At 70.7% G+C, this 24,336-nt stretch carries 14 protein-coding genes; 9 read left to right on the top strand and 5 right to left on the bottom strand.

The window, feature by feature from the left end; all coding sequences use genetic code 11:
* Positions 1 to 344: 344 nt before the first annotated feature.
* The 4 genes from VR45_RS13390 (at position 345) to VR45_RS13405 (ending at position 4,796) form a co-directional block, all read left to right on the top strand.
* Positions 345 to 2,033, top strand: a complete 1,689-nt coding sequence (locus tag VR45_RS13390) for an APC family permease (RefSeq protein WP_045939951.1) — start codon at positions 345 to 347, stop codon at positions 2,031 to 2,033.
* A gap of 94 nt (positions 2,034 to 2,127) precedes the next feature.
* The gene (locus VR45_RS13395; protein WP_234325964.1) at positions 2,128 to 2,589 is read left to right on the top strand and encodes a very short patch repair endonuclease; all 462 of its coding nucleotides are present in this window, start codon (positions 2,128 to 2,130) and stop codon (positions 2,587 to 2,589) included.
* A gap of 70 nt (positions 2,590 to 2,659) precedes the next feature.
* Positions 2,660 to 3,619, top strand: coding sequence for a DNA cytosine methyltransferase (locus VR45_RS13400; protein WP_045939952.1), 960 nt, complete (start codon positions 2,660 to 2,662; stop codon positions 3,617 to 3,619).
* Between the two features lie 10 nt (positions 3,620 to 3,629).
* A complete protein-coding gene (locus tag VR45_RS13405) occupies positions 3,630 to 4,796 on the top strand; it encodes a DNA cytosine methyltransferase (RefSeq protein ID WP_063772470.1) in 1,167 nt (388 codons plus the stop codon).
* A 57-nt stretch (positions 4,797 to 4,853) separates the two neighbouring features.
* On the opposite strand, the gene VR45_RS13410 is transcribed toward VR45_RS13405, so the two are convergent.
* The 3 genes from VR45_RS13410 to VR45_RS13420 are packed head-to-tail and all read right to left on the bottom strand — an operon-like array spanning position 4,854 to position 8,829.
* The gene (locus VR45_RS13410) at positions 4,854 to 5,765 is read right to left on the bottom strand and encodes a DUF6339 family protein (protein ID WP_045939953.1); all 912 of its coding nucleotides are present in this window, start codon (positions 5,763 to 5,765) and stop codon (positions 4,854 to 4,856) included.
* Positions 5,762 to 6,739 carry a hypothetical protein gene (locus VR45_RS13415; RefSeq protein WP_045939954.1) on the bottom strand — a complete coding sequence of 326 codons (978 nt, stop codon included), beginning with the start codon at positions 6,737 to 6,739 and terminating at the stop codon, positions 5,762 to 5,764. Before VR45_RS13415 ends, VR45_RS13410 begins: the two co-directional genes overlap by 4 nt.
* The gene (locus VR45_RS13420; protein ID WP_045939955.1) at positions 6,736 to 8,829 is read right to left on the bottom strand and encodes a helix-turn-helix transcriptional regulator; all 2,094 of its coding nucleotides are present in this window, start codon (positions 8,827 to 8,829) and stop codon (positions 6,736 to 6,738) included. Before VR45_RS13420 ends, VR45_RS13415 begins: the two co-directional genes overlap by 4 nt.
* 312 nt (positions 8,830 to 9,141) lie before the next feature.
* On the opposite strand from VR45_RS13420, the gene VR45_RS13425 reads away from it, so the two are divergent.
* The 5 genes from VR45_RS13425 (at position 9,142) to VR45_RS13445 (ending at position 21,405) form a co-directional block, all read left to right on the top strand.
* The gene (locus VR45_RS13425; RefSeq protein ID WP_045939956.1) at positions 9,142 to 9,480 is read left to right on the top strand and encodes a hypothetical protein; all 339 of its coding nucleotides are present in this window, start codon (positions 9,142 to 9,144) and stop codon (positions 9,478 to 9,480) included.
* 112 nt (positions 9,481 to 9,592) lie between these two features.
* Positions 9,593 to 14,386: a DEAD/DEAH box helicase gene (locus VR45_RS48590; protein WP_045939957.1), complete on the top strand. Its 4,794-nt coding sequence runs from the start codon at positions 9,593 to 9,595 to the stop codon at positions 14,384 to 14,386.
* Entirely contained in the window at positions 14,383 to 16,317 is a 1,935-nt protein-coding gene (locus VR45_RS48595) for a UvrD-helicase domain-containing protein (RefSeq protein ID WP_045939958.1), read from the top strand. Before VR45_RS48590 ends, VR45_RS48595 begins: the two co-directional genes overlap by 4 nt.
* Positions 16,314 to 19,547, top strand: a complete 3,234-nt coding sequence (locus VR45_RS13440; protein ID WP_045939959.1) for a helicase-related protein — start codon at positions 16,314 to 16,316, stop codon at positions 19,545 to 19,547. Before VR45_RS48595 ends, VR45_RS13440 begins: the two co-directional genes overlap by 4 nt.
* A gap of 4 nt (positions 19,548 to 19,551) precedes the next feature.
* Positions 19,552 to 21,405: a DUF1998 domain-containing protein gene (locus VR45_RS13445; RefSeq protein ID WP_045939960.1), complete on the top strand. Its 1,854-nt coding sequence runs from the start codon at positions 19,552 to 19,554 to the stop codon at positions 21,403 to 21,405.
* 69 nt (positions 21,406 to 21,474) lie between these two features.
* Here VR45_RS13445 and VR45_RS13450 read toward each other — a convergent pair whose 3' ends face one another.
* Entirely contained in the window at positions 21,475 to 22,464 is a 990-nt protein-coding gene (locus VR45_RS13450) for a class I SAM-dependent methyltransferase (RefSeq protein ID WP_107084179.1), read from the bottom strand.
* Positions 22,465 to 22,871: 407 nt separating this feature from the next.
* The gene (locus tag VR45_RS13455) at positions 22,872 to 24,329 is read right to left on the bottom strand and encodes a glycine hydroxymethyltransferase (RefSeq protein ID WP_045939961.1); all 1,458 of its coding nucleotides are present in this window, start codon (positions 24,327 to 24,329) and stop codon (positions 22,872 to 22,874) included.
* Between the last annotated feature and the right edge of the window lie 7 nt (positions 24,330 to 24,336).

Raw genomic sequence — 24,336 nt, forward strand, 5'->3', positions numbered from 1 at the left:
GGTTCAAGTCCCCCCTCGGACACCATCGATTCCCCGTGGGAACTCGCAAGAGTTCCCACGGGGAATTTCTTTTTGCCCTGGCGCTCCTTGAGGATCTCCCCTGGCACCCCTTGAGGGCCTCCCCTGGCGCTCCTTGAGGGGCTCCCCCGGGCGCCCCGCGCGCTCCCCGCCGGTTGTCTCCGCGCGCCCCCGCCGAAGGTCAGAGGTTCGGACACGAGATGGCAACGATCGGGTGTTTTGCGGTGAATCTGAGGTCCAGCTGAGGTTTCGCCCGATTTCGCCCCTTAGGCTCTTCCCGTTTGTCCGGAAAACAAAGTGACACGACGAGACAGAGGACCGATACGGTGAGTGAGCCCGAGTCGACGACGGCATCCCATCAGCACTACCGCCGCTCGCTCGGCACCATCAGCCTCACCGCGGTCGGACTCGGATCGATCATCGGCTCCGGCTGGCTCTTCGGGGCCGAGCGGGCCGCCCGGCTGGCCGGACCGGCCTCGATCGTCGCCTGGGTGATCGGCGCGGCCGTCGCCCTGACCATCGCGCTCACCTACAGCGAGCTCGGTTCGATGTTCCCCAAGGCCGGCGGCATGGTCCGGTACGGCCAGTACTCGCACGGCTCGCTGGCCGGGTACCTGGCCGCCTGGGCCAACTGGATCGCGATCGTCTCGGTCATCCCCGGCGAGGCCACCGCCTCGGTGCAGTACATGAGCTCCTGGGACTTCGGCTGGGCCAAGGGCCTCTTCGACGGACAGGAGCTGTCCGTCAGCGGCGTGGCCGTGGCCAGTGTGCTGCTGCTCGTCTACTTCGCGCTGAACTGGTTCGCGATCACGCTGTTCGCCAAGACCAACACGGCGATCACGGTGTTCAAGGTCGTCGTCCCCACCCTCACCGCGGGCGCCCTGCTGCTGGCGCACTTCGACACCGCGCACTTCACCGACCACGGCGGCTTCGCGCCGAACGGCTGGAGCGCGGTGTTCACGGCGGTGGCGGTCTCCGGCATCGTCTGGGCCTTCAACGGCTTCCAGTCGCCGCTCAACCTGGCCGGTGAGGCCCGTGACCCCGGCAAGTCGCTGCCCAAGGCCGTGATCGGCTCGATCCTGATCGCCCTGGTGATCTACGTCGCGCTGCAGATCGCCTTCCTCGGCGCCGTTCCCACCGCCGACCTGGCCAACGGCTGGGGCGGCCTCGGCTACACCTCGCCGCTGGCCGATCTGGCCATCGCCTGGGGCCTGAACTGGCTCGCCCTGCTGCTGTACGCGGACGCCTTCGTCTCCCCCAGCGGCACCGGCATGATCTACGCCGCCACCACCTCCCGGATGATCCACGGCGTCCAGGAGAACGGCCACCTGCCGAAGCTCTTCGGCCGGGTCGACCCGAAGACCGGCATCCCGCGCCCGGCGCTGGTGCTCAACCTGGTCGTCGCCTTCTGCTTCCTCGCGGTCTTCCGCGGCTGGGGCTCGCTCGCCGAGATCGTCTCGGTGGCCACCGTGATCTCCTACATCACCGGACCGGTCGCCGTGATGGCGCTGCGCCGCCTGGCGCCCGAGCTGCCCCGGCCGGTCCGGCTGCGCGCGATGCCGGTGATCGCCCCGATCGCCATGATCTTCGGCTCGCTCGTCCTCTACTGGGCCCGCTGGCCGCTCACCGGCAAGGTCATCCTGCTGATGGCCGCCGGTCTGCCGATCTGGGCCTGGTACGAGCTGCGCAAGCCGTTCGCCGAGCTGAAGCCGCACCTCAAGGCCGGCGCCTGGATGGTCGCCTACCTGTTCGTGATGGCCGGTGTCTCCTGGGCCGGCTCCACCGACTTCGGCGGCGAGGGCTACCTCCCCGAGGGCTGGGACCTGCTGGTCGTCGCCCTGATCGCGCTCGCCTTCTACGCCTGGGGCGTCCGCAGCGCCTGGGCCAACCCCAGCCTCGCCGCCGTCAAGCTCGAGCTGGCCGCGGAGACGAGTGCTGTGGACGAGGCCGCTGGGAACAGCGCCGGGACCGGACGGGCCGCCGACGCGGAGCCCGCCGGAGCCCCACGCGGCTGAGCCCGGCACCGGACGTCAGAAGGGGCGCGGCCCCGGGAGCTCCCGGGGCCGCGCCCCTCCGGCGCTGTCAGGGGGCTGCGGAATACTGGGTCGCATGTCCTCGCCCGCCGCTTCCTCCCCGTCCGTCGCGGCCCGCATGAGCCGCCAGGCGTCCCGCGACACCGCGCAGGAACTGGCCGTCCGGCGGCTGCTGTTCCGCTGGGGGCTGCGCTACCGCGTGAACGCCAAGGTCCCGGGGCTGCCGCGGCGGACCGTGGACATCCTGTTCCCCGGGCCGAAGGTCGCGGTCTTCCTCGACGGCTGCTTCTGGCACGGCTGCCCCGAGCACGCGACCAGCCCGAAGTCCAACGCCGAGTGGTGGCGCGGCAAGCTGGACCGCAACGTCAGCCGCGACCTGGACACCACCCGCCACCTGGCCGAGGACGGCTGGACGGTGCTGCGGTTCTGGGAGCACGAACCCCCGGCCGCCGTCGCCCGGACGGTCTACAGCCGACTGCGCCCGGACGTGCCCCTGCCGGAGGCGCCGGACGTGGCGACCCCCGGCGATGCTCCCTGACCCACCCGGCCGACCGGATTGTCGGTGCCCGCCCCTAGTCTTGGGTCGAACGACTCATGGAGGTGGCGCGTTGGGGTCCCGCAGGTTCACGTCGCTGGAGATCTGCTCCGGGGTCGGTGCTCAGGCTCTCGGACTGGAGCGGGCCGGGTTCGACCCGGTGATGCTGATCGACAACGAGGACAACGCGTGCAGGACGGTCCGGCTGAACCGGCCGCACTGGGACGTGCTGTGCGAGGACGTCGTCGACTTCGATCCGGAGGACCATCCCCAGACCTACGACGTCGACCTCCTCAGCGGCGGACTGCCCCGGATCAAGTCGGCCGCCACTGCCGGCCGGTCGGGGAACGACGCCGGGCGCAGGGTGTTGCGTGCGGCGGTGCTGCTGATGACCGCCGTCCGACCAAGGGCATTGATGCTGGAGAATCTCTCGGATCTCGTCGAGAAGGACACCTTCGCCGAGGACCGGAGCTGGATCGAGGAAGAACTCACCCATGCCGGCTACCGGTCGTACTGGGCAGTTCTGAACGCCGTGGATTTCGGTGTCCCCCAGAACCGCAAAAGCGGTTTTCTCGTCGCGTTCGCCGATCGGGGTGGAGTCGACTTCTCCTGGCCCCGGCCGGCGGACTGTCCGCCCCTCACCGTCGGCCAGGCCCTCGGCGCCTCGATGGCCTCCCACGGCTGGACCGGAGCCGAGCGGTGGGCCGCACACGCCGACCGTCCGGCGCCGGCCCTCGTCGGCGGATCCGGCACTCACGGCGGACCGGACCTCGGTCCCACCGGTAGCAAGCGGGCCTGGGCGACGCTGGGAGTCGAGGGCAAGAGTCTCAGCAACAATCCACCGGACGCCGACTTCCCTGTCGACGGGCGTCCGCAGATCAGCCTCCGTCAGGCAGCGACGATCCAGGCCATCCCGGACGAATGGATCGTCCACGGTCTCAAGACACCCGCGTACCGCCAGATCGGGCACGCCTTGCCTCCACCGCTGGCCGAGGCCGTCGGTGGTTCGATCGCCGCTGCGCTGGCGGGCTAGGATCGACCCCATGTCTTCGCCCGAAACCACCCCCGAATTCAAGATCGTGGATCTCTTCGCCGGCCCCGGCGGCCTCGACATGGCCGCGCATGTGCTGGGTGTTCCGGTGACGGGCGTGGAGTGGGACGACAACGCGTGCCAGACCCGTACCGCAGCCGGACTGGCCACGGTGAAGGGCGATGTCCGCCTACTGGATCCCGGGCATTTCGACGCCAACGTGCTCGCCGGCGGTCCGCCGTGCCAGACCTTCACCGTTGCGGGCAAGGGTGCGGGACGGCAGGCGTTGGACCAGGTCCTCGACTTCGCCAGGCGGATGGCCAAGGGCGAGGACGTACGGGGAGAGCTCGACGCTCTCGAGGACGAACGGACCGGCCTCGTCCTGGAGCCACTGCGTTGGGCACTCACCGCCCTCGCCGACGGCGCTCCCGGGTACGACACGATCGTTCTGGAGCAGGTGCCGGCCGTACTCCCGGTCTGGCAGGAGTACAAGCGCATCCTGGAGGAGCGGGGCTACAGCGCCGAATGCACCGTCCTGCACACCGAGGAGTTCGGCGTGCCGCAGACCCGGCGACGGGCCATCCTGATCGCACGCAAGCGTCCGGCGGACTCGGTGCTGAGCGACGTGGTCGAGTTCCCGAAGCCCACCCATCGGCGGTTCCGGAAGGGTGCGGCCCAGGACACGCACGACGCCGGTCTCCAGCCTTGGGTCACCATGGGGAAGGCGCTCAAGGACGTCCGGACGCCCTACGAGGTGGTGTCGAACTACGGCACCGGTGGTGACCCTGCTGCCCGCGGTCGTCGCGGCCACGACGAGCCCGCCTTCACCGTCACCGGCAAGGTCTCCCGCAACTGGCTGGAGCGCCCGGACATCCCCCTCGACCCCAAGAACAAGGAGCGCTTCGGCCTCCCCCAGTCCGGTGTCCTGCAGACCTTCCCCGCGAACTACCCGTGGCGCGGGAACGACCAGGCCCAGCAGATCGGCAACGCCATTCCGCCGCGTCTCGGTGTCCACGTCCTGGCCGCGGCCCTCCGTCGCGGGTCGGGGGACGTCGAGGTGGCCCTGAAGACCCTCGACACTTGGGAGCCCTCGAACGGCACGTCCACGATGTACTCCGTGGACGAGTGGAAGCAGAAGGTCGCGTCCGACAAGCAGGCACCGGTGACCGTCGGGGCCTGAGCCGGTGACCGAGGGGTGGGGCGACCCCTTCGTGCAAGGGGTCGCCCCACCCCTCGGTCACGACGTCGCCTCAGCCTCGTGCTTGCGCCCACGGTCCCGCAGCGGCGCGTGTTCGCTGAACTGCTGGAACATCCGGGCCAGTCGGTCCACCGAGTCGCGGCGCACCGCTTCTTCGGGCGGACCGTCGGGCAGCCGGTCCCACGGGACCGAAGGTGCCGTGTCCGCCTCCGCCACCCAGGAGACCAGGGCGTCCGGATCGGGAAGGTCGTCCTGGGCGATGACGTCGTACATCAAGGTGCTGCCGGCCGCGTTCACCGCCGTGCAGAGGGCGTTGACCCGGTCACCCAGTCGAGTGGCACCCGACTCGGCCAACCCCTTCAGGACCCGGACCATGGCCAGGGCAGTGGGACGGTGGTCGATCGCGTCCAGCCGCATCGCCGTGTTGAGCATGTCCTGGTTCCGGCAGGCGATCTCGACCGGCCGGTAGTCGCCTCCGTCACGGAACAGCTCGGCCGCCCACCACAGGCGGGCGAAGGCCTGGGTGTAGTGGATCCCCGTGAATCGGGGAGCGCTGACCTTCGGCGGCTCGTCGTCCTTCGCCTCGCCGCGCGGGAGGTGGCGCCACAGCACGTAGTCCGGTGCGACCACCAGGGCGAGGAAATTCCACAGGCCGGGCCCTGCGGCTTCCGCCCGGGTCAACCGGAGTGTCGCGTGCAGCCGGGGCGACAGCCAGGCGTCGGCATCGGTGGGCGAGTCGCCGAAACGGCGGATCGCCTCGTCGAGGAGCTCCCGGACCGGAGCCGTGTCCCAGCGGCCGGAGTCGTCGTCGACGGCCTCGCTCGCGCGCAGCAGCGCCACCTGGGGCAGCTGCTCCCGGCCGGCGCGGACCCCGACCGTCAGATACTTGGCGGCGACGGCCGGGGACAACACGGCAAGCCGGTCGGGGGTGTCGATTCCGGGCCGGGTCAACGGCTTGCACCTTCCTGGTTGCGCGAGACGGTTCGGACGGCGGTGGTCAGCTGCTTGGGGACCTGGGCCCGGCGGGCCGCCGCGAACTGGATACGGGACTGGAGTTCGGCCCAGCCGTGCCCCTCGCGTCGGCGGGCGTGCGCCTCGGCCAGGGCATCGGCGAGGGGTCGACCGGGAAGGACGTCCGGCAGCATCGCACGCAGTGCGGCTTCTCTCCAGCCGTCGGGGAGCTCGGGCCTACCGTCCTCGTCGAGTTCGACGTCGCCGAGCGCCGCATGGAACATGGCGGTCCACGCCTCCCCCGCCACCTGCGCGGCCACCAGCCCGGCAGTGGCCTTCTCCAACGGACCGCGCGGGGTGTTGAGCAGTTCGGTCAGGCCTTCGAAGGACGTGTTGAGGTACACCACGGGCAGATCGCCCGTGGTCTCGACCAGCCACGGCGAGTCCCTGAAGGGGTGCAGCCACTCGAGCGGACCGTCGCGGAAGTCCTCCTGTCTGATCTCGATCTCGCGGCGCCGGATCGGGGTTCGGGCGAGGAGGTCGACGAACCAGGGTTCGTCGGCCGTTCCGATGACCCGACCGTCAACGCCGTCGTAGCTGCCGACCAGACTGACCTGCAGAGTCGCACGCGCCACGTGCGAGCTCCGGCGGACCACCACCTCGCCGCGCCACTTGCGGTCGGTGCGGCTGCGTTCGAGCCGGGTGACAGTACGGGCGTTGGTGGCGCCCTCGGTCAGGATGGCGACACAGGTCACCGCAGCCCACGGGCCGTCGGCCAGTTCGTCGCCGGGAGCAGTGACCTCCAGCTCGAGCACCCCCTCACGCCAGTCGTCCCGGTCTATCTGGTGCAGGGCGACAACGTGCTCCCGTTCGGAGACGTAGGAGAGCGGCAGGTCCCGGCCGTCGATGCTCGCCCTCCGGACCGAGACATCGATCCTGCCCAGCAGGGTCGGGTAGGGGTAGACGGTGCTCACTGGGCGACCTCCCGGGCCTGCTGAACCTCCACGATCACACCGGCGAGGGCGGCGGCGACCGGATGGCTGCCGACAGCAGTGGTGCCTGTGAACCTGGCCGTGCGGGCCTCCGGGTCCACCAGGATCCGGCCCTCGACGATCCTGCAGTTCTCGACGGCCGACAGCTCCGCCCACTTGAGCGACGGGCGCCCACCGGACCGGACGTCGAATTTGACGACCGGCGTCAACTGCCACGGGTCCTCGCGCGGTGGAAGCTTCACCACCACGTCCAGTGTCCAGGCACCGGAAGCATCGACCCGCCCCCTGGTCCGTTCCACCGCGGGGTGCCCGTCCACCCGCCGCGCGGCGGCGGCCGGCAGGTCGAGACGCAGCAGGTTTCGGAGCACCTCCGGCCCGGCAGACTCCTGCCGCTCCAACCGGCGACCGACGATCGCGCGCAGGGCCGCGTCCATCGCCGTGTTGAAGTCCGACAGCTTCCTCGGGGCGTTGGCGTAGGTCGCCGTCAGGTCCTCTGTCGTACCCCAACGGTCGTGCTCGGGGGGCTCCGCGGCGCGCAGGAACGCCTCGGCGGCGTGCACCGCCGCGTCGTCCCCCCCGGTGGCATAGCCCGCCAGCAGTACGGCCTGGAACGGGTCCGCGCCGAACCCGAGGTTGCGCGGCCGCCGGGAGGTGACGGTCATCCGGGTGCCGCGCATGCACACGATCCGGCTGTGCTCCTCGTCGGAGTCGTCGGCCGGGGTGACGAGGAGAACGGCCTCGTGGGTGACCCCCTTGACCCGGCGTCCGTCGGACCGCAGGGCCGGGACGTCCAGGGCGACCCGCACCGCGGCGACCTGGTCGGCGGCGGTGAGCTCCTCCACCGTGTCGCCGTCGAGGTAGGCCCGAAGAGCATGGGTGAGCGCGGGTCGGTGCTCCCGGGGGTCGACCGGTCGTTCCGGCAGGACGGCCTCCCCGTTGTGGAGGACCCGGACCGAGGCCTCCAGGAGGGCAGGGGTCGAGCGGCCCGCCGTCATCGCGGCCCAGAAGTTGTCGGCGAGGGCGGTGACCAGTGCGTTCTGCATCTCCTGCAGTGTGGTGCAGTTGCCCGCCGCGTCGTGCGCCCCGACGATCAGGAAGGACGTCCCGGGATCGCCGCCGTCGCGGTCGAGGTGCAGGTCGGCAACGGTCTGCTCGTCCGCCCACCAGGAACGCGAGACGCCCTCGTGCTCCTTCTCGCTGTCGGGTTCGCCGAGCCACGCCGGTCCCGCGTAGGCGGTGTCGTCCACGGTTCGCCATGGGAGGTCGAGCCTGCCGACCACCCGCCGGGCGGTGCGACCCTCGTGCGCGGCGGACAGGGTGCTGTTGATCAGTACCAGGCCCAGCCTGCTCGCCGCCCACAGGGTGGCCTTGCCGAGTCCGTACGATCCGCCCGCCCGGTCGCTGCTCTTGTGACTGTCGAGCTGGCGGCGGACCACGGCGGCGAACCGCCCGTCGCCGTACTCGGGGCCGGTCAGGCCGGATGCGTTGTAGTCGTCGATCCGCAGGAGGAGCAACGACGGTTCCTCGTCACCTAGGCCGCGGAGGCCGCGCAGCCCCTCGGCAACCACCCGACCGACCTTCTGGCGGGACAGTGCGGCCGCGTCGTAGTGCGGCTCGATGTCGTCCCACCGCAGCGCCCGGAGGAAGGAGTGGAGGTGCTCGCCGGTCAGCTCGTGCAGGGTGAAACGGATCCGTACCGGCCGGGTCGCGTCCAGTCGCTCGTCGAGGCTGTTCTGGGTGGCCTCGCGCGCCAGCACCGCGAGGTTGGCGTCGAAGGCGAACGCGGCGGCGTTGCCGTACTCGCGGCCGCCGTCCTGGTGGGCGAGCCGGTGGTGCCATCGGACCGGCCTGGTCGTTCCGGCGTCCGTGTCCCGGGTGACGACCGTGGCCACGTCCGTGGCGAGCAGCTCGGCGATCCTGGGCATGAGGTCCGGCCGGGGCTGCGCCCGGCCGGTGACCCACGCCGACACCGCGGCCCTGGTGAGCCCCAGTTGTTCGGCGAACTCGGCCTGCGACATCCCGGCGCGGCGCAGCTGGCGCCCCAACCACACGCCGAAGTGTTCCTCCTCCATCGACCCCTCTCCCGACCGCTTCCGATGTCCTTCCGCCCTGGACGGGCGGGCTTGTGGAATCAGACTAGCACCTCGATTGACGTGATCACACTTGTCAAATTCCCTTTGACGCGGCATGCTCGTTTCAGCGCCAGCAGGCCCCGTCGAGAAGTTTTCGATCTTCCTCGGAACGGGGTCGACAGCGCCGCCGCCAACGCACTAGGCTCGTGGGCCACGGGGGCAACAACTCCCACTCCGGCCAAGGCCGTTGAGGGGTGAGGTGTATCTTGTGGGCGCTTCCGCGTCCACGTGTCGGAGGGGAAGAGAAACATCATGTCGTACAACCGTTGGATCGCCCGTCGCATCGCGGACTTCGATGCGCTCACCACCACCCGGGAGCAGGCCGCCTTCCTGACCCGGCACTGCCTCACCGTCGCCGAGCTGGACTACTGGCGGCAGCTCCTCCTCCGCGCCCGCGCCTCCGCCGAGGAGCCGAGCGCCTCCGTCCACATGCGCCTCCGGCCGCGTCCGATCGGGCGGCGGCACGGGCGGGTGCGGGTCCGCATGCGCCGTTCGCACACCCGTCGCTCCCGCACCGGCACCGTCACGACCACCACCACCACCACCACCACCACGGTGACGACGACGATCACGACCCGCGTCCGGGGCTGATCGGGCTCCTCCCCTCCGCTCGCACCACCGCACCACTCGGGGTGCCGGCCAACCATGCGCCGGCACCCCCACCCCACGTGATCGTTCGGACACACCCCGGAACAGGTGCTCCATGAGTGACCGGCAGTTCGCCGACCCCTCCACATCCCCCGTCATCGCCACGGTGCTGCGACAGTCGTCCGTGGTGCTCCAGACGTACCGGGTGGATCCCGGTCTCGTGCAGGAGCACGCGAACGGCGAGGTCCGCATCACCCAGGGCGGCTACGGCGACCGCCAGCTCTTCGAGCTCGTGCAGAACGGGGCCGACGAGATCGCGGCGGCGCCCGGCGGAAAGCTCCACGTCGTCCTGACGGACACCCACCTCTACTGCGCCAACGAAGGGACAGCGGTCACGGCGGAGGGCGCCGAGACCATCCTGCGCATGAGCGTCTCGCGCAAGCGGGGGGGTCAGATCGGTCGCTTCGGCGTCGGCGTAAAGTCGGTGCTCTCCGTCAGCGACACACCGCAGTTCTTCAGCACCAGCGGCAGCTTCGGCTTCGACCGCGACTGGTCCGCCGGGGAGATCGCCGCCGCCCTCGGTGCCACCGGGCCGCTGGAGGTGGACACCCCGGTGCTGCGGATGGCCCGGCCGCTCGACGTCGACCGGGAGCGGGCCGAGGACAGCGTCCTCGCCAGCCTGCTCAAGTGGGCCAGCACGGTCGTCCGGCTCCCCCTCCTGCCGGGCGCCGCCGAACGCCTCGGGCACGACATCAACGGCCACAAGGGCCGCGACGGCCGAAAGGTCGACCCCTTCCCCTCCCGGTTCCAGCTGTTCTCCTCGCACGTCGGGGAGGTTCTCCTGCTTGACCACCGGACGATGCCCCCGGTCCGCCGCGAGATCACGGTGGAGAACAGTGGTGTCCACCGCCGGCTGAAGGAGATCACCCGGGGGGCCAAGTCCACCGTCGAGGACTGGAAGGTGTACTCCGTGGCGCACCGGCCCACCGACGGTGTGCGCGACAGCGCCGGCGAGCTGCAGTACCGGCCGGTCCTCGACATCTCCTGGGCGGTGCCGGAGTACACCGTGAAGAACGGTCTGCACACCGTGCCGCAGGGGAAGGGCGAGTTCTGGGCCTTCTTCCCGACCAAGTACGAGGTGTCGCTCAGCGGAATCCTCAACGCTCCGTGGAAGACCAACGAGGACCGTCAGCACCTGCTCGACGGAAACACCTTCAATCTGGAACTCCTGCGGGCCGCGGCCGAACTGGTCGTGCGCACGATCCCCGCCCTGATGCCGGCCGAGGACCCGGCCGCCTACCTGCCGCTGCTCCCGGGCCGCACCAAGGAGTCCCTCAACTGGGCCGACGACTACCTGCTCCGGCAGATCTGGTCGCTCGCGAACCGCATGCCCTCGCTTCCCGACCAGGACGGTGAGCTGCGCATCCCGGCGGACCTGCGCATCACACCGGCGCACCTGGAGAAGGACTGGGTGCGGATCTGGTCCGAGTACCCCGGCCGTCCCAAGGACTGGATCCACCCGTCCGTCGATGCCGCCGACAACGCCCTGCGTCGCGGCAAGATGAACCACATCCTCGACGAGACCGGGCTGAAACCCGAGAGCGTCACCACCTGGCTCGAGGCGCTGGTCGGCGACGGAACGGCGGAGGCGTCCTGCCACGCCATCGAGATCCTCTCCTCGATGGTGCTCACCGACCAGTCCCGTCGACTGCGTGGGGACTCCGAGATCACCGCGGCGGCCCGCCGGGCGCGGATCGTGCTCACCGAGGACCACGGCATGGTCGCCCCGGTGGCCGGTGAGATCTTCCACCGCACCTCGGAGGACGCGCTGCGCGACGACATGGTCTACGTCGACCCGCGGATTTCCGGGCGCAACGACATGGCCCGCCACCTGCACAACATCGGCATCCGGGTCGCCGACGCCCAGGGGCGCTTCGAGGGCGTCCTCGACCAGGGGTTCGACCACTACGGGGCCGGGGACTGGGCCAACTTCTGGGTGCTGCTGCGCAGCGCCGGTGGCAACGCACAGGTCGACCGCATCCGTGCGAAGGTCCCGAAGCCGCTGGAGACCCTGCACGTCCGGACCGTGGACGGTCGATTCCGCCCCATGCGCGACTGCCTCGTTCCCGGCCCCGTGGTGCCCGCCGACGGCAGCCGGGACCGGTCGATCGCCGTCGACGTGGACTTCCACGGCAGCGACCGGCCGGTCTTCCGTGACCTCGGACTGACCGATCGACCGTCCTCGGGTCACCGGCCGGACCAGGAACCATGGTTCGAGAGGTACCGGGAGGTTGTGCACGAGCACCACCTGCGGGCCCTGCCCTCGAACGCCCCGCGGCCGAGCCTGTCCAGGCTGACCCTCGAAGGCGCCCCGACCGCAGGACCGCTGCACCTTCTCGAGACGCTCTCGGACGAGGGCCGCGCGGGATTCGTGGCGGCGCTGCCCGAGATGGGGATCGTCCGACAGTGGACCAGCCAGTACGGTGCCCAGGCGGCGACCCGCAAGGCAGTGCTCTCCCCACTGCGGTGGATGGTCAACAAGTACGGGCGCGTCAACACCTCGATGGGCATGACCCGGGTCGGCGAGGCCGTGGGTCCGCAGCTCAAGGAGTACGCCGGGGTCCTGCCGGTCGCCGACCTCGGCGCGGACGTCGCGGAGCGACTGGGGATGCCCACCACTGCCGAGGCCGTGCCCCCCGGTCGGTGGGCGACGCTGCTCGACCGGGTGCTGGAGAGCGAGGACGACGCCTTCATCGGCCGTGCCTATGCCCTGCTGCTCCGGGTCGGCTTCGACTTCCCCGAAGGCGTGCTGACACGGTGCCGGATCGGGAACAGCTGGGACAGCCGCCCCGACGGCAAGATCGCCGTGGCGACCAACGAGAACGACTTCAAGGAGCTGGTCCGCGAACAGCTGCCCGCCGTCCTGGTTGCCGACCGGTCGGACGCGGCCACCGCCAAGGCGATGGTCGAGGAGTGGGGCATGCTCAAGGTCTCGGACGTCATCACCAAGGAGCTTCGGGCCGCCAAGAACGGTCCGCCGGTCTCCCTGTTCGACGAATTCACCACCGTGCGCGCCCGGATCGGCAACGCCGGGAGCAACCTCAAGATCCAGCGCTGCTCCGAGCTCGAACAGGTCATTCGTACCGAGAGGGGTGCCGAGCCCACCCCTCTCACCGCCGCGCGCAAGGGCAACACCCTGCTCGTGCTCGACTCCCTCGATCGACTGCAGATCCTGGTCGCGGCCGACACCGAGTTCAAGTGGGGCTTCGGCACGGCCGGATGCCGGCAGGCGCTCGAACTTCAGGACCGTCAGGAGCAGGACCAGCAGCTCCAGGCCCGCCTGCGGGCCGTGCGGGAGGCCGAGAGCGTCATCGACAAGATCGCGCTGCTCATCGGCGCCGATGCGCTCACCCGGGGCCTGCCGCCGGGCCTGTTGGAGAGCGAGATCGACGAGCGCGGCGAGCAGCCGGAGGCCCGCCGCATCGCGGAGATGGCCTTCAACTCGCACGGCGAGTCGATCCTCGCGGAGCACGTCCGCGACCTGGCCCTGGAGTTCCCGTCCCGGGCCCCGACCTCCTTCAACGGGAGCGACAAGGCTCGCCGTTTCGTCACCGACCTCGGCTTCCCCGACCCCTTCGCAGGCGCCCGGGCGCCGTCGCTCGACCCTCGGCTGGAGGTCGACGGGCCGTCGGAGTTCCCGTCGCTGCACGCGTACCAGGAGCAACTCGCCCAGGCGCTGTTCCGGTTGCTGGAGAGTCCCACACCACAGCGCGGCATGCTGAGCCTGCCGACCGGCGCCGGCAAGACCAGGGTGACGGCCGAGGGCGTGATCCGCTGGATCCGGGAGGGCGAGTCCCGTCCGGGGCCCGTACTCTGGATCGCCCAGACCGAGGAGCTGTGCGAACAGGCCGTCCAGAGCTGGCGGTTCGTCTGGTCGAAGGTCGGCCCCGAGCGCCCGCTGGTGATCAGTCGACTGTGGTCGTCCAACTCGGCCACTCCCGTCGACGGTCGCATCCACCTGGTCGTGGCCACCGACGCCAAGCTCGCCGAGTGCCTGGACACCGACGACTACGCCTGGCTGCGCGAGGACACTTCGCTCGTCGTGGTCGACGAGGCCCACACCGCCATCTCGCCCCGCTACACCCGGCTGCTCGAGCTGCTCGAACTCACCCAGCACCGCACCGGAAGGCACCTGGTCGGACTCACCGCCACGCCCTACCGGAACAACGAGGAACTGACCCGACGCCTGGTCCAGCGTTTCGGCGAGCGCCTCGACACCGGGGTGTTCGACGGCGATCTGGCCGATGCGATCAAGCAGCTGCAGCACATCGGGGTGCTGGCAGAGGTGCGTCATCGGGAGCTGGCCGGTGGCACGATCTCCCTCAACCCCGACGAGCTGAAGCGGTCCGCAACGTTCGCGACCTTGCCGAAGGGGGCCGAACAACGGTTGGCCGACGACCACGAGCGCAATCAGCGCATCATCGACGAGATCGCCGACATGCCCTCCGACTGGCCGATCCTGGTGTTCGCCACCTCCGTGGCCCACGCCAAGTTCCTCGCCGCGAAGCTCGTGGACCGAGGGATCACCGCCACCGCCATCGACTCGACAACCTCGGTCAGCGACCGGCGCCAACGGATCGACGCCTTCCGCAACGGTCGGATCCAGGTGATCACCAACTACGGTGTGCTCACCCAGGGCTTCGACGCGCCGGCCACCCGCGCCGTGGTCGTGGCCCGTCCGACCTACAGCCAGCACATCTACCAGCAGATGATCGGACGTGGCCTGCGCGGTCCCAGGAACGGTGGCAAGGAGATCTGCCTGATCCTCAACGTCCGGGACAACGTCACCAACTTCGGGGAGCGACTCGCCTTCACCGACTTCGAGTACCTGTGGGGAGCGGAGAAGTGACCTCGCCGATCCTCGAGAACCATGTGCTCACCGCCGAGCAGCAGACCGTCGTCGACCAGCCCTGGGACGCTCGTGTGCTGGTGACGGCCGGCGCAGGAGCCGGAAAGACCCACACGCTCGTCCGACGCCTGGACGCCCTCGTGGAACGCGAGGAGCTGGAGACCTCGGAAATCCTGGTGCTCAGCTTCTCCCGAGCCGCGGTCCGCGAACTCACCGAGCGGATCGGACGCCGCCCTTCGGCCGCGCAACGGGTGCGGGCCCAGACCTTCGACGCCTGGGCCGCAGGTCTGTTGAACCGCGCGTACCCGGAGACCGACTGGAGCACCCTGCCGTTCGACCGGCGGATCGAGGCAGCCACCGAGGCCATCGACCGCGGCGCCGTCGAGGTCGGCGAGCATGGCGTTCCGGCCCACGTCGTCGTCGACGAGGTCCAGGATCTGGTCGGTGCCCGCCGGGAGATGGTGGAGGCGTTGCTCGACCGTTTCCAGGAGAACTGCGGATTCACCGTGGTCGGCGACTCGGCCCAGTCCGTGTACGGCTTCCAGGTCTCCGACCCGGATCGACGCGCCGAGGAGACGGACCGCTTCCGGGACTGGCTCCGGGCGAGCTTCGGCGAGGACCTGGTCGAACTGTTCCTGGGGGAGAACTTCCGCGCGCGCACCGAGGAGGTCAGGTCGGCCCTGCGGTTCGGTCCGCAGCTCCAGCGGCTGCCACGCGACCCCGGGGCGGCGGCCGCCGAGGCCGAACGGATCCACGGCGATCTGCGGGCCCTGCTGCTCACAGCACCGAACTTCGGGAGCCTGGACTCCGAGTTCGTCCAGGCCGCGCTCCACGACTACCCCGGCACCACGGCGATCCTGTGCCGTGACAACGGCCAGGCCCTGATGGTTTCCGGCCGCCTGGCGGACGCCGGGGTGCCCCACACCGTCCAGCGGTCGGCCCAGGAACGCTCCGCGCCCGCGTGGATCGCCGGTCTGCTCGCCTCGACCAACGCCTCGACGCTCCAGCAGGACCGGTTCACGGAGTTGCTCGACGGCCTCCAACTCCCACCCGGCTCGGGTCCCGACGCGCTGTGGCGGTCCGTGCGCAAGGTCGCCAGGGGCGCCCGCGGCGTGCTCGATCTGGCGGCACTCCATCGTGCACTCGCCGAGCGACGGCTCCCGGACGAGCTCACGGCCCCGCTGCCGTCGTCGTTGGTCGTCTCGACCGTCCACCGCGCGAAGGGCCTCGAGTTCGACCGGGTGCTGATCGTCGAACCACGCGTGCTGAAGGAACCACGACGCGTCGCCAAGAAGAAGTACGACTACGATCCGGCGGCGGAGGCCCGCCTCCTCTACGTCGCGATGACCCGGGCCCGGGACGACCTGTACGTGCTGGACGCCCCCAGTTCGTGGCAGGTCCGCAAGGACGGCCGGCTCGACCGCTGGTACCTGGGCGGCCGGAGCTCCTGGGCACGCAACGGCATCGAGATCCTCGGTGACGACGTGTCGCACGAGCTTCCGCCGGGGGCGGAGGATCTGCGGGCGGATCCGGTCAGGCTGCTCGAGAACCTACGGACCGGGGTCGCTCCGGGAGCGCGGGCGGAGCTGGTGCTGTTGCACGGCATCCCGGTCGCCCCGGACCAGTCGCCGCCGTACGCCGTCACCGTGGACGGGCGACAGGTCGCAGTCGTCTCGCAGCGGTTCCGCACGGACCTGTCGCGGATGCTCCGCCGCAATGCGCACTCCGGGGTCGAGAACTGGCCACCGCTGATCACCGGACTACGGGTCGACTGCGTCGAGAGCGTGGCCGGCGACGCCGCCGTGGCCGAGCGGGCCGGCCTCGACAATCGGGGAGTCTGGTTGGCCCCCCGGCTCTGCGGTCTCGGTCGCTTCCAGTGGTACGACGGGCAGGCCCCGACGAACGCCGACACCGAGGAGGGGTCCGCATGAACGACTCGCCGTACACAGCCCACTACGAGATGTGCGATTCCCTTCTCGAGGCGCTCCGCTCCGACCTGCTGGGCCCCGTGGGGGGCGAGGAGGAGGTCCTCACGGACGATGCGCCGATCACCGTGTATCCGATCGGTGTGCTCTTCCCCCGAACCCGGTCGGACGAGGTCCGTCCGGAGGTCCCGGAGCTGGAAGCGGAACGCGACGGACTGGACAGCGCTCCACTCACGGCCCGACGTGACGCCGAGGAAGCCGCCGCGGACCTCGGTGTGTCGCTCGCCAACATGCGCATGCCCTCCTCGATCGGCCTCACCTTCGCCGTCGCCCCCACGGCCGCGCGCCGGATCCGCTTCACCGTTCGGGCAGGCGTCTACGTCCCGCAGGACGAGGAGGGCAGGCCCGTGCCTGCCAAACGCTCCGAGGCGCGGACGACGAAGACCCAACAGGAGAACTGGCGACGCGTCCCCCTCGACCCCGAGGCCGTGGAGGTCGACATCACCTCCCCGGGGAACCTGCCTCCGACGGTCCTGCACCCCGGTCTCGAACTCCGGGTCCTAGTCCGTCCGGCCTCGGGTCCGGAGGACACCGTGACGGTGACCGCGACCGTGGTGAACAGTCTGGAGATCGGCCCGTACGACCTTCGTGACGCCCACTGCTTCTACCAACCGGTGCTGGAGGTCACCGGCGTACCGGAGGGCTCCGCACCGTTCGTCGAGCGACCGGCCGCACTGGCGGCAGTCGACTCCGAACAGGCACTCAGCCGGCTGCTCCACCGTCACGCGCCGAGCTTCGCCACCGGCCACGGGTGTGCCGCGCAGTGGGACTCGTCCCCCTCTCCGATCGGAGAACCTGCCACGGGGCGAGCGGCCGTCGCGGCGGTGCGCACCGAGTTCGTACCCGCACACGAAGTCCTGCTGACGGAATCGAATCCGCTGATCGACACCGGGGCCCTCACCATGCACGGCCTCGGAACCGCCGATGCCGAGGATGTCGTCGCGTCACTCCACCGGCTGCTCGCCGGGTACGAGGAGTGGGTGGACGCCCAGGAGTCGCAGATGCGGTCCCCGGCACTCGACGGGCACCGGGGAACCGCCGCCGAGCAGATCGACCGCTGCCGACACGCACTTCGCCGCATGCGCGTCGGCGTCGACCTGCTGGCCGACCCGGCGCGGCCCGAGGTCCTCCGGGCCTTCCGGTTGGCGAACCTTGCCATGGCCGAGCAGCGGGCGCAGAGCGACTGGGTCAAGAACGGTCGGCAGGACGCACCCGACGTCCGCGCCGGTCGGTGGCGACCGTTCCAGATCTCCTTCGTCCTGCTGTGCCTGGCGGGCATCGTCGACTCCGAGCACGAGGACCGCGGTGTCGCCGATCTGCTGTGGTTCCCCACCGGTGGTGGCAAGACCGAGGCCTACCTGGCCCTGATCGCCTTCACCACCTTCCTCCGTCGGCTCCGCGACGGCGAGGACGGCGCGGGTGTCACGGTGCTGATGCGGTACACCTTGCGTTTGTTGACCCTGCAGCAGTTCGAGCGGGCGACGGCCCTGATCTGCGCCATGGAGAGACTGCGATTGGCGGATCGGGAGTCGCTGGGGCGGGAGGAGATCTCCATCGGCATGTGGGTCGGGCGCTCCGCGACGCCCAACACACTGGCCGTCGCCTCCGAGAAGCTCGCCGAGCTCGTGGCCAACCCGCTCCGCTCGGTGCAGACCGAGAACCCGGTGCAGCTGCGGAACTGCCCCTGGTGCGGCGAACCGCTGTCGGCAGCCGACTACGCGGTCGACGAGGTGAAGGAGCGCATGAACATCCTCTGCCCGTCGACGGCCTGCGACTTCCGTACCGGCCTCCCTGTGCATCTGGTGGACCAGGCCGTGTACCGGGCCCGGCCGACCCTGGTGATCGCCACCGTCGACAAGTTCGCTTCCATGCCCTGGCGGGAGAAGTCCGCAGCGTTGTTCAACCGGGACCGCCCGGGCCGCACCCGGCCGCCCGAGCTCATCGTCCAGGACGAGCTGCACCTGATCTCCGGTCCGCTCGGCACCCTGACCGGTCTGTACGAGACCGCGGTGGACACCCTGGCGGCCCGGCCGAAGATCATCGCCTCGACCGCCACCATCCGACGGGCGGACGAGCAAGGGGCGCGCCTCTTCGCACGCCGGGTGGAACAGTTCCCGCCGGCCGGTCTGGACGCCCGCGACTCCTGGTTCGCGGTCGAGACACCCCCCGACAGGACGGCCGCCCGCCGCTACGTCGGTCTGCTGACCTCCAGCACCAGTCAGTCCACCCTGTTGATCCGCGTCTATGCCGCGCTGTTGCACCGTGCCGCGGTGCACGACGCTCCCCCGGATGTGAAGGACGCCTACTGGACCCTGGTCGGCTACTTCAACAGCCTGCGACTGCTGTCCGCCGCCGAACTGCAGGTCCTCGACGACGTGCAGGACCGGCTGGAGTACGTCGCCGCACGCGACGGGTCGAAGCCCCGCACCGTGAACGGGCTCACCGAACTCAGCAGCCGGGCGAACGCAAGCGACATCTCCAGGAGGCTGAAGGAACTCGAACGGGGACTCCCCCAGGCCGACGTGCTGGATGTTCTGCTCGCCACCAACATGATCTCGGTCGGGGTGGATGTCGGTCGGCTCGGTCTGATGGCCGTGATGGGACAGCCACAGACCACTGCCGAGTACATCCAGGCCACCAGCCGGGTCGGCCGTCGCCACCCCGGTCTCGTTGCCGTCATGCTCAACTCGGCCCGCTCCCGGGACCGCTCGCACTACGAGGACTTCCACCACTTCCACTCGGCGCTGTACCGGGAGGTGGAGTCCAGCAGTGTCACGCCGTTCTCCTCCCGGGCGCGTGACCGCGGGCTGCACGCGGTCGTCGTGGCGCTGACCCGCCTGATGCTCCCCGAGGCCGCCGCGAACGACCGGGCGGCCCGGATCGAGGACTTCCTCCCCGCCCTGGAACGACTCGTCCGTCCCGCCGTGCTCGAGCGGGTGGCGCAGGTCGAGCCGCACGAGCTGGAAGCCACGACCCTCGCTTTCAACAGGCTCGTCGAAGAGTGGCGGGACGCGGCGCATCTCTCGCCGAGCCTGGTCTACGAGGCGCCTCGCGGTACGCGGACTCCGGCTCTGCTGAGCAGCTACGACGACGAGAGCCCGAACGCCACCGGATGGCCCACGCTGTGGAGCCTGCGCGACGTCGACGCGTCGTCCCCCTTCTTCGAGGAGCGCTGAAGCGATGAGCCCCCTACCGCCCCGCACCCGTCGTCGCGGCCCCCTGGCCTCGCCCGTGCGCGCCGCCCGCCGCCTGGGCGAGATCCGTCGTACCCAGCTCGTCACCACGTACGGTGTCGGCGCCATGATCGCAGTCGAGAACGAGTCCTTCATGGTCCGGGGCATCGACTCCTGGGACACCTCCGAGGCGGTCACGGTGGTGGAACCCCGCCTCGCGCAGCAGTTGGGCGTGAGCGGGTTCCGGCTGCCGCCGGCTCCCGACCCGACCCGGGCCAGGGACGGCGTGCGTGCCACCCGGTTCCCCCTCGTGTACTCCTGTCCGCAGTGCGGTTCACTGGCCCCCTTCCAGCGGTTCAACTCCCCGGCCGGAAAGGCGGAGTGCTCGCTCTGCTCGGAGGATCTCGTACCGTCCCGATTCGTCGTGGCCTGCGAGAACGGCCATCTGGACGACTTCCCCTACTGGCACTGGGTGCACCGCGGCACCGGGCGACCGAGCGGCGGTTCCTGCGGCGGGAGTCTGTCCCTGCGCACGGAGGGTTCGACCGCCTCACTCCGCGGCGTGGTCGTGAGTTGCAGCTGTGGTGCCGACCCCGTGTCCATGGAGGGCGCCTTCCGGCGGAAGGCCCTCAAGGACCTCGGGCTCAGCTGCACCGGGCGGCTTCCCTGGCTCAAGGACGAACCCCACGAGTCGTGCGGTCTCCGGCCGCGCACCCTCCAGCGCGGTTCGTCCTCCGTCTGGTTCCCCGTGGTGCACTCCGCGCTGTCGATCCCCCCGTGGAGCGAGGGACTGGCCAAGCTCGTGTCCCGCTACTACGACAAGCTCAAGGACGCCTCACCGGCGGGCATCCGCGGCTTCCTGGAGGTCGAAGGGGTGCTCCGAAAGCACCCCGAGTACTCCGCCGACGAGGTCGTCGATCTGGTCGAACAGTGGCGCCAGGCCGGAGCGGTCGTCGAGGGGACCTCGGACGGGCGATCGCAGAGCCTGCGGGAGAAGATCTACCGTGACGAGTACGACACGCTCCGTCGCGAATACCCGGAGCGGGAGGACGCCGAGCACCAGGACTTCGTCTGCGAGCCCCCGATCTCTTCCGTCCTGCCGCTCACCCGCTCGCACGGTATCGAACAGGTCATGCTGCTGCACCGGCTGCGCGAGGTGCGGGCTCTCGAGTCGTTCACCCGGGTGGACGAGCCCAGCATGGCCGACGCCCCTTCGCGGCGGGCCCGGATCTCGCGCACACCGCAGAACTGGCTCCCGGCCATGGAGGTCTCCGGCGAAGGCGTGTTCGTCCGGCTCGACGAGGAGCGGCTCCGGGAGTGGGAGCAGACCCCCGGGCCGGTCTCCCGCGCCCGAAGGGTCCGGGAGAACCACCAGCGCCTCCTGGAGGACCGCGCCGGAAGCGCCGGCGCCGCTCCCCGCTCACCCGCGGCTCCCCGCTATCTGCTGCTCCACTCGTTGGCCCATGTACTGATCAACGAGTGGAGCCTGGACGGCGGCTACCCCGCGGCTGCTCTGCGCGAGCGGCTCTATGTCGACAAGGACATGGCGGGCATCCTGATCTACACGGCCACCAGCGACTCCGCCGGGAGCCTCGGCGGCATCGTGGCCCAGGGGGAACCCGACCGGCTCGCCGCGGGTCTGCGCTCGGCCCTGCAACGGGCGAGTTGGTGCTCGAACGATCCACTGTGCATGGAATCCGAGGCTAGCGGCGCAGACGGGCTCGATCTGGCTGCCTGCCATGCCTGCCTCCTACTGCCGGAGACCAGCTGCGAGAACAACAACATTCTGCTCGACCGTGCAGCCCTGGTGGGTACGCCGGACGGGCGCACGGCCGGGTTCTTCGGGGCGACGGGCTTCTGAGCCAGGGGCGAAAGTGCCGGTCGGGCGAGATCCCGACCGGCACTTTCGCCTTGTGGAGGCCCCGGGCGGTCAGCCGCGGCGGGCGCGGCGGATGGCGGAGGTGACGACCGGGGGGAGGAGGTCGCCGACGGCGCGTTTGGCGACGTTGGCGGGGCGGCGGCGTTCGGCGGCGCGGGCGCGGCGGTCGGCGAGGTCGCGGTCGGCCGTCTCGCGGTCGCGCTCGGCGGCGCGGAAGGCCTCCTCGGCCGCGCGGTGCTCAGCCTCGGCGGCCAGCCGGGCGTGGTGGCGGGACACCCGGAACGGTTCGGCCCCCGCGTCGCTCCCGCTGATCCGGACCAGCCGGTGTCCGTCGACCGACTCGCTGCTGATGTCGCAGTGCGGCAGGGTGCCGCGGCGTGCCAGCAGGTCGAGCTGGGCGGGCTCCGGGTCGCCCCAGGTGCCGTAGAACTTGCTGTCGGTCAGCACGATCGGCCGCAGTCCGTGGTTGAACACGGCCTCCCAGGTGGCGGCGGCGACGCCCGGGGTGTGGGCGGAGCGGTAGTCGTCCAGGACCACGATGCCGTCGGAGGCGAGCGCCGTCCGGGCCACCTGGATGTCCTCGGCGACGTGCTCGTAGAGGTGCGAGGCGTCGATGTGGATGAAGCGGAAGGCGCCGGGCGCGACCCGGCCGCCGGCCAGCGTCGAGGTCGGGGCCTGGACGATCTCCGGCAGCCGCTCGTTGAAGGCGAGGTAGTTGGTCTCGAAGGCGGTGCGGGTCAGCGTCCTGCGGTAGGACATGTCCATCTCGGCGGCGTTCTCGTCGTCCGGGGCGTCGGAGTCGAAGAGGTCGCAGACCGTGAAGGCCTCCCCCGGCTGGAGGTGCGAGCCGATGACGATCGCGCTGCGACCCAGGTAGGCGCCCATCTCCATGAGGTCCCCGGAGCGGCCGGCCTTCTCCTGCCGGCCGAGGAACCAGTCGAAGAGGTGACGGTCCTGGTCCCAGAACCACCCGGGCACGTCGTCGAGCACCCCCGGTTCAGCAGGTCGCTGCTGGTCGGAACTGAGTGCGGCGTCGGTCACGAGGCGGCTCCTAACAGGTACGAACGACCATTGGGCACGATCTCCGGACTCGGGGTCGGCCGCTGCGGCCCTGCGACGGTCCGGGCGGTCCGCGTCCGCGGCCGGGCCCGGAGGGCAGTGCGGGCAGACGGGAGCAACCCGGCCTGACACCGACCGTAGTCCGGGGTGCCCGAGTTCGCTGCAATCTACTCGCCACGGAGCGGAGTTGCGCGGGCTCGGAGCAAAGAATTTCGGGCCCCGGCAATTTGTGCGCGGAGTTGACCGAGACCCTTGCGCGACGCGGGAACGGTTCGTCCCATAGTGCCGTCCGACCACCCGATTGTCATCAGCACGGCCCCCGGGAGCGGGCGGGGAACCGGGCCGGGCCCGGCCGGGGCGGGTGGCCCCGGCCGGGCGGGTGCCGCGGGTCAGGCCAGGTCGACACCCGGGTAGAGCGGGAAGCCGGCGAGCAGGTCGGCGGCGCGCTTGGCGACGCCCTCGGCGACCGCCGGGTCCAGCAGGTACTGGGCCTTGGACGGCGCGCCGGCGGCGGTGGTGGCCGGGGTGGCGGCGCGCAGCACGGTGTCGATCAGCCCGGCGATCTCGTCCATCTCGGCGGTGCCGAGGCCCCGGGTGGTGAGCGCCGGGGTGCCGATCCGCACGCCCGAGGTGTACCAGGCGCCGTTCGGGTCACCCGGCACGGAGTTGCGGTTGGTGACGATGCCGGAGTCCAGCAGCGCGGCCTCGGCCTGGCGGCCGGTCAGGCCGTGGCCGGAGACGTCGACGAGCACGAGGTGGTTGTCGGTGCCGCCGGTGACCAGGGTGCCGCCGCGGCGCAGCAGCCCCTCGGCGAGTGCCTGCGCGTTGTCGACGACCCGCTGGGCGTAGTCCCGGAACTCGGGGCGCCGGGCCTCGGCGAAGGCGACCGCCTTGGCGGCCATGACGTGCGAGAGCGGGCCGCCGAGCACCAGCGGGCAGCCCCGGTCGACGTGCTCGGCGAGTTCCTCGGTGCAGAGCACCATGCCGCCGCGCGGGCCGCGCAGCGACTTGTGGGTGGTGGTGGTGACGATGTGGGCGTGGGCCACCGGGTCCTCGTCGCCGGTGAACACCTTGCCGGCGACCAGGCCCGCGAAGTGGGCCATGTCGACCATCAGGGTGGCGCCGACCTCGTCGGCGATCTCGCGCATCCGGCGGAAGTCGACCCGGCGCGGGTAGGCGGAGTAGCCGGCCACCAGGATCAGCGGGCGGAACTCCCGGGCGGTGGCGCGCAGCGCGTCGTAGTCGATCAGGCCGGTGGCCGGGTCGGTGCCGTAGCTGCGCTGATCGAACATCTTGCCGGAGATGTTGGGGCGGAAGCCGTGGGTGAGGTGGCCGCCGGTGTCCAGGGACATGCCGAGCATGCGCTGGTTGCCGAGCTCCCGGCGCAGTTCGGCCCAGTCGGCCTCGGTGAGGTCGTTGACGTTGCGGACCTTGGCGCGCTCCAGGGCGGGGCTCTCGACCCGCTGGGAGAGGACGGCCCAGAAGGCGGTCAGGTTGGCGTCGATGCCGGAGTGCGGCTGGACGTAGGCGTGGTCGGCGCCGAAGAGGGCGCGGGCGTGCTCGGCGGCGATGTTCTCGACGGTGTCGACGTTGCGGCAGCCGGCGTAGAAGCGGCGGCCGGCGGTGCCCTCGGCGTACTTGTCGCTGAGCCAGTTGCCCATGGTGAGCAGGACGGCCGGGGAGGCGTAGTTCTCGCTGGCGATGAGCTTGAGCGAGGCGCGCTGGTCGTCGATCTCCTGGCCGATGGCGGCGGCGATCCGCGGTTCGACCTCGCGGACCACGTCGAGGGCGGAGCGGAAGGCGGTGTTGGCGGCGGGGGTGGCGGCCGTGTGCGGCTGCGGGGCCATGGCGGTC

This window comes from Streptomyces sp. NRRL S-495 (genome assembly GCF_000966955.1).
Lineage (GTDB): Bacteria > Actinomycetota > Actinomycetes > Streptomycetales > Streptomycetaceae > Kitasatospora > Kitasatospora purpeofusca.

Bases quoted from the DNA above. Each gene is read 5' to 3' on its own strand.
- VR45_RS13395 (WP_234325964.1), top strand. From the start codon at position 2,128: ATGTCCTCGCCCGCCGCTTCCTCCCCGTCCGTCGCGGCCCGCATGAGC.
- VR45_RS13405 (WP_063772470.1), top strand. From the start codon at position 3,630: ATGTCTTCGCCCGAAACCACCCCCGAATTCAAGATCGTGGATCTCTTC.
- VR45_RS13420 (WP_045939955.1), bottom strand. From the start codon at position 8,829: ATGGAGGAGGAACACTTCGGCGTGTGGTTGGGGCGCCAGCTGCGCCGC.
- VR45_RS13425 (WP_045939956.1), top strand. From the start codon at position 9,142: ATGTCGTACAACCGTTGGATCGCCCGTCGCATCGCGGACTTCGATGCG.
- VR45_RS48590 (WP_045939957.1), top strand. From the start codon at position 9,593: ATGAGTGACCGGCAGTTCGCCGACCCCTCCACATCCCCCGTCATCGCC.
- VR45_RS13440 (WP_045939959.1), top strand. From the start codon at position 16,314: ATGAACGACTCGCCGTACACAGCCCACTACGAGATGTGCGATTCCCTT.
- VR45_RS13445 (WP_045939960.1), top strand. From the start codon at position 19,552: ATGAGCCCCCTACCGCCCCGCACCCGTCGTCGCGGCCCCCTGGCCTCG.
- VR45_RS13455 (WP_045939961.1), bottom strand. From the start codon at position 24,329: ATGGCCCCGCAGCCGCACACGGCCGCCACCCCCGCCGCCAACACCGCC.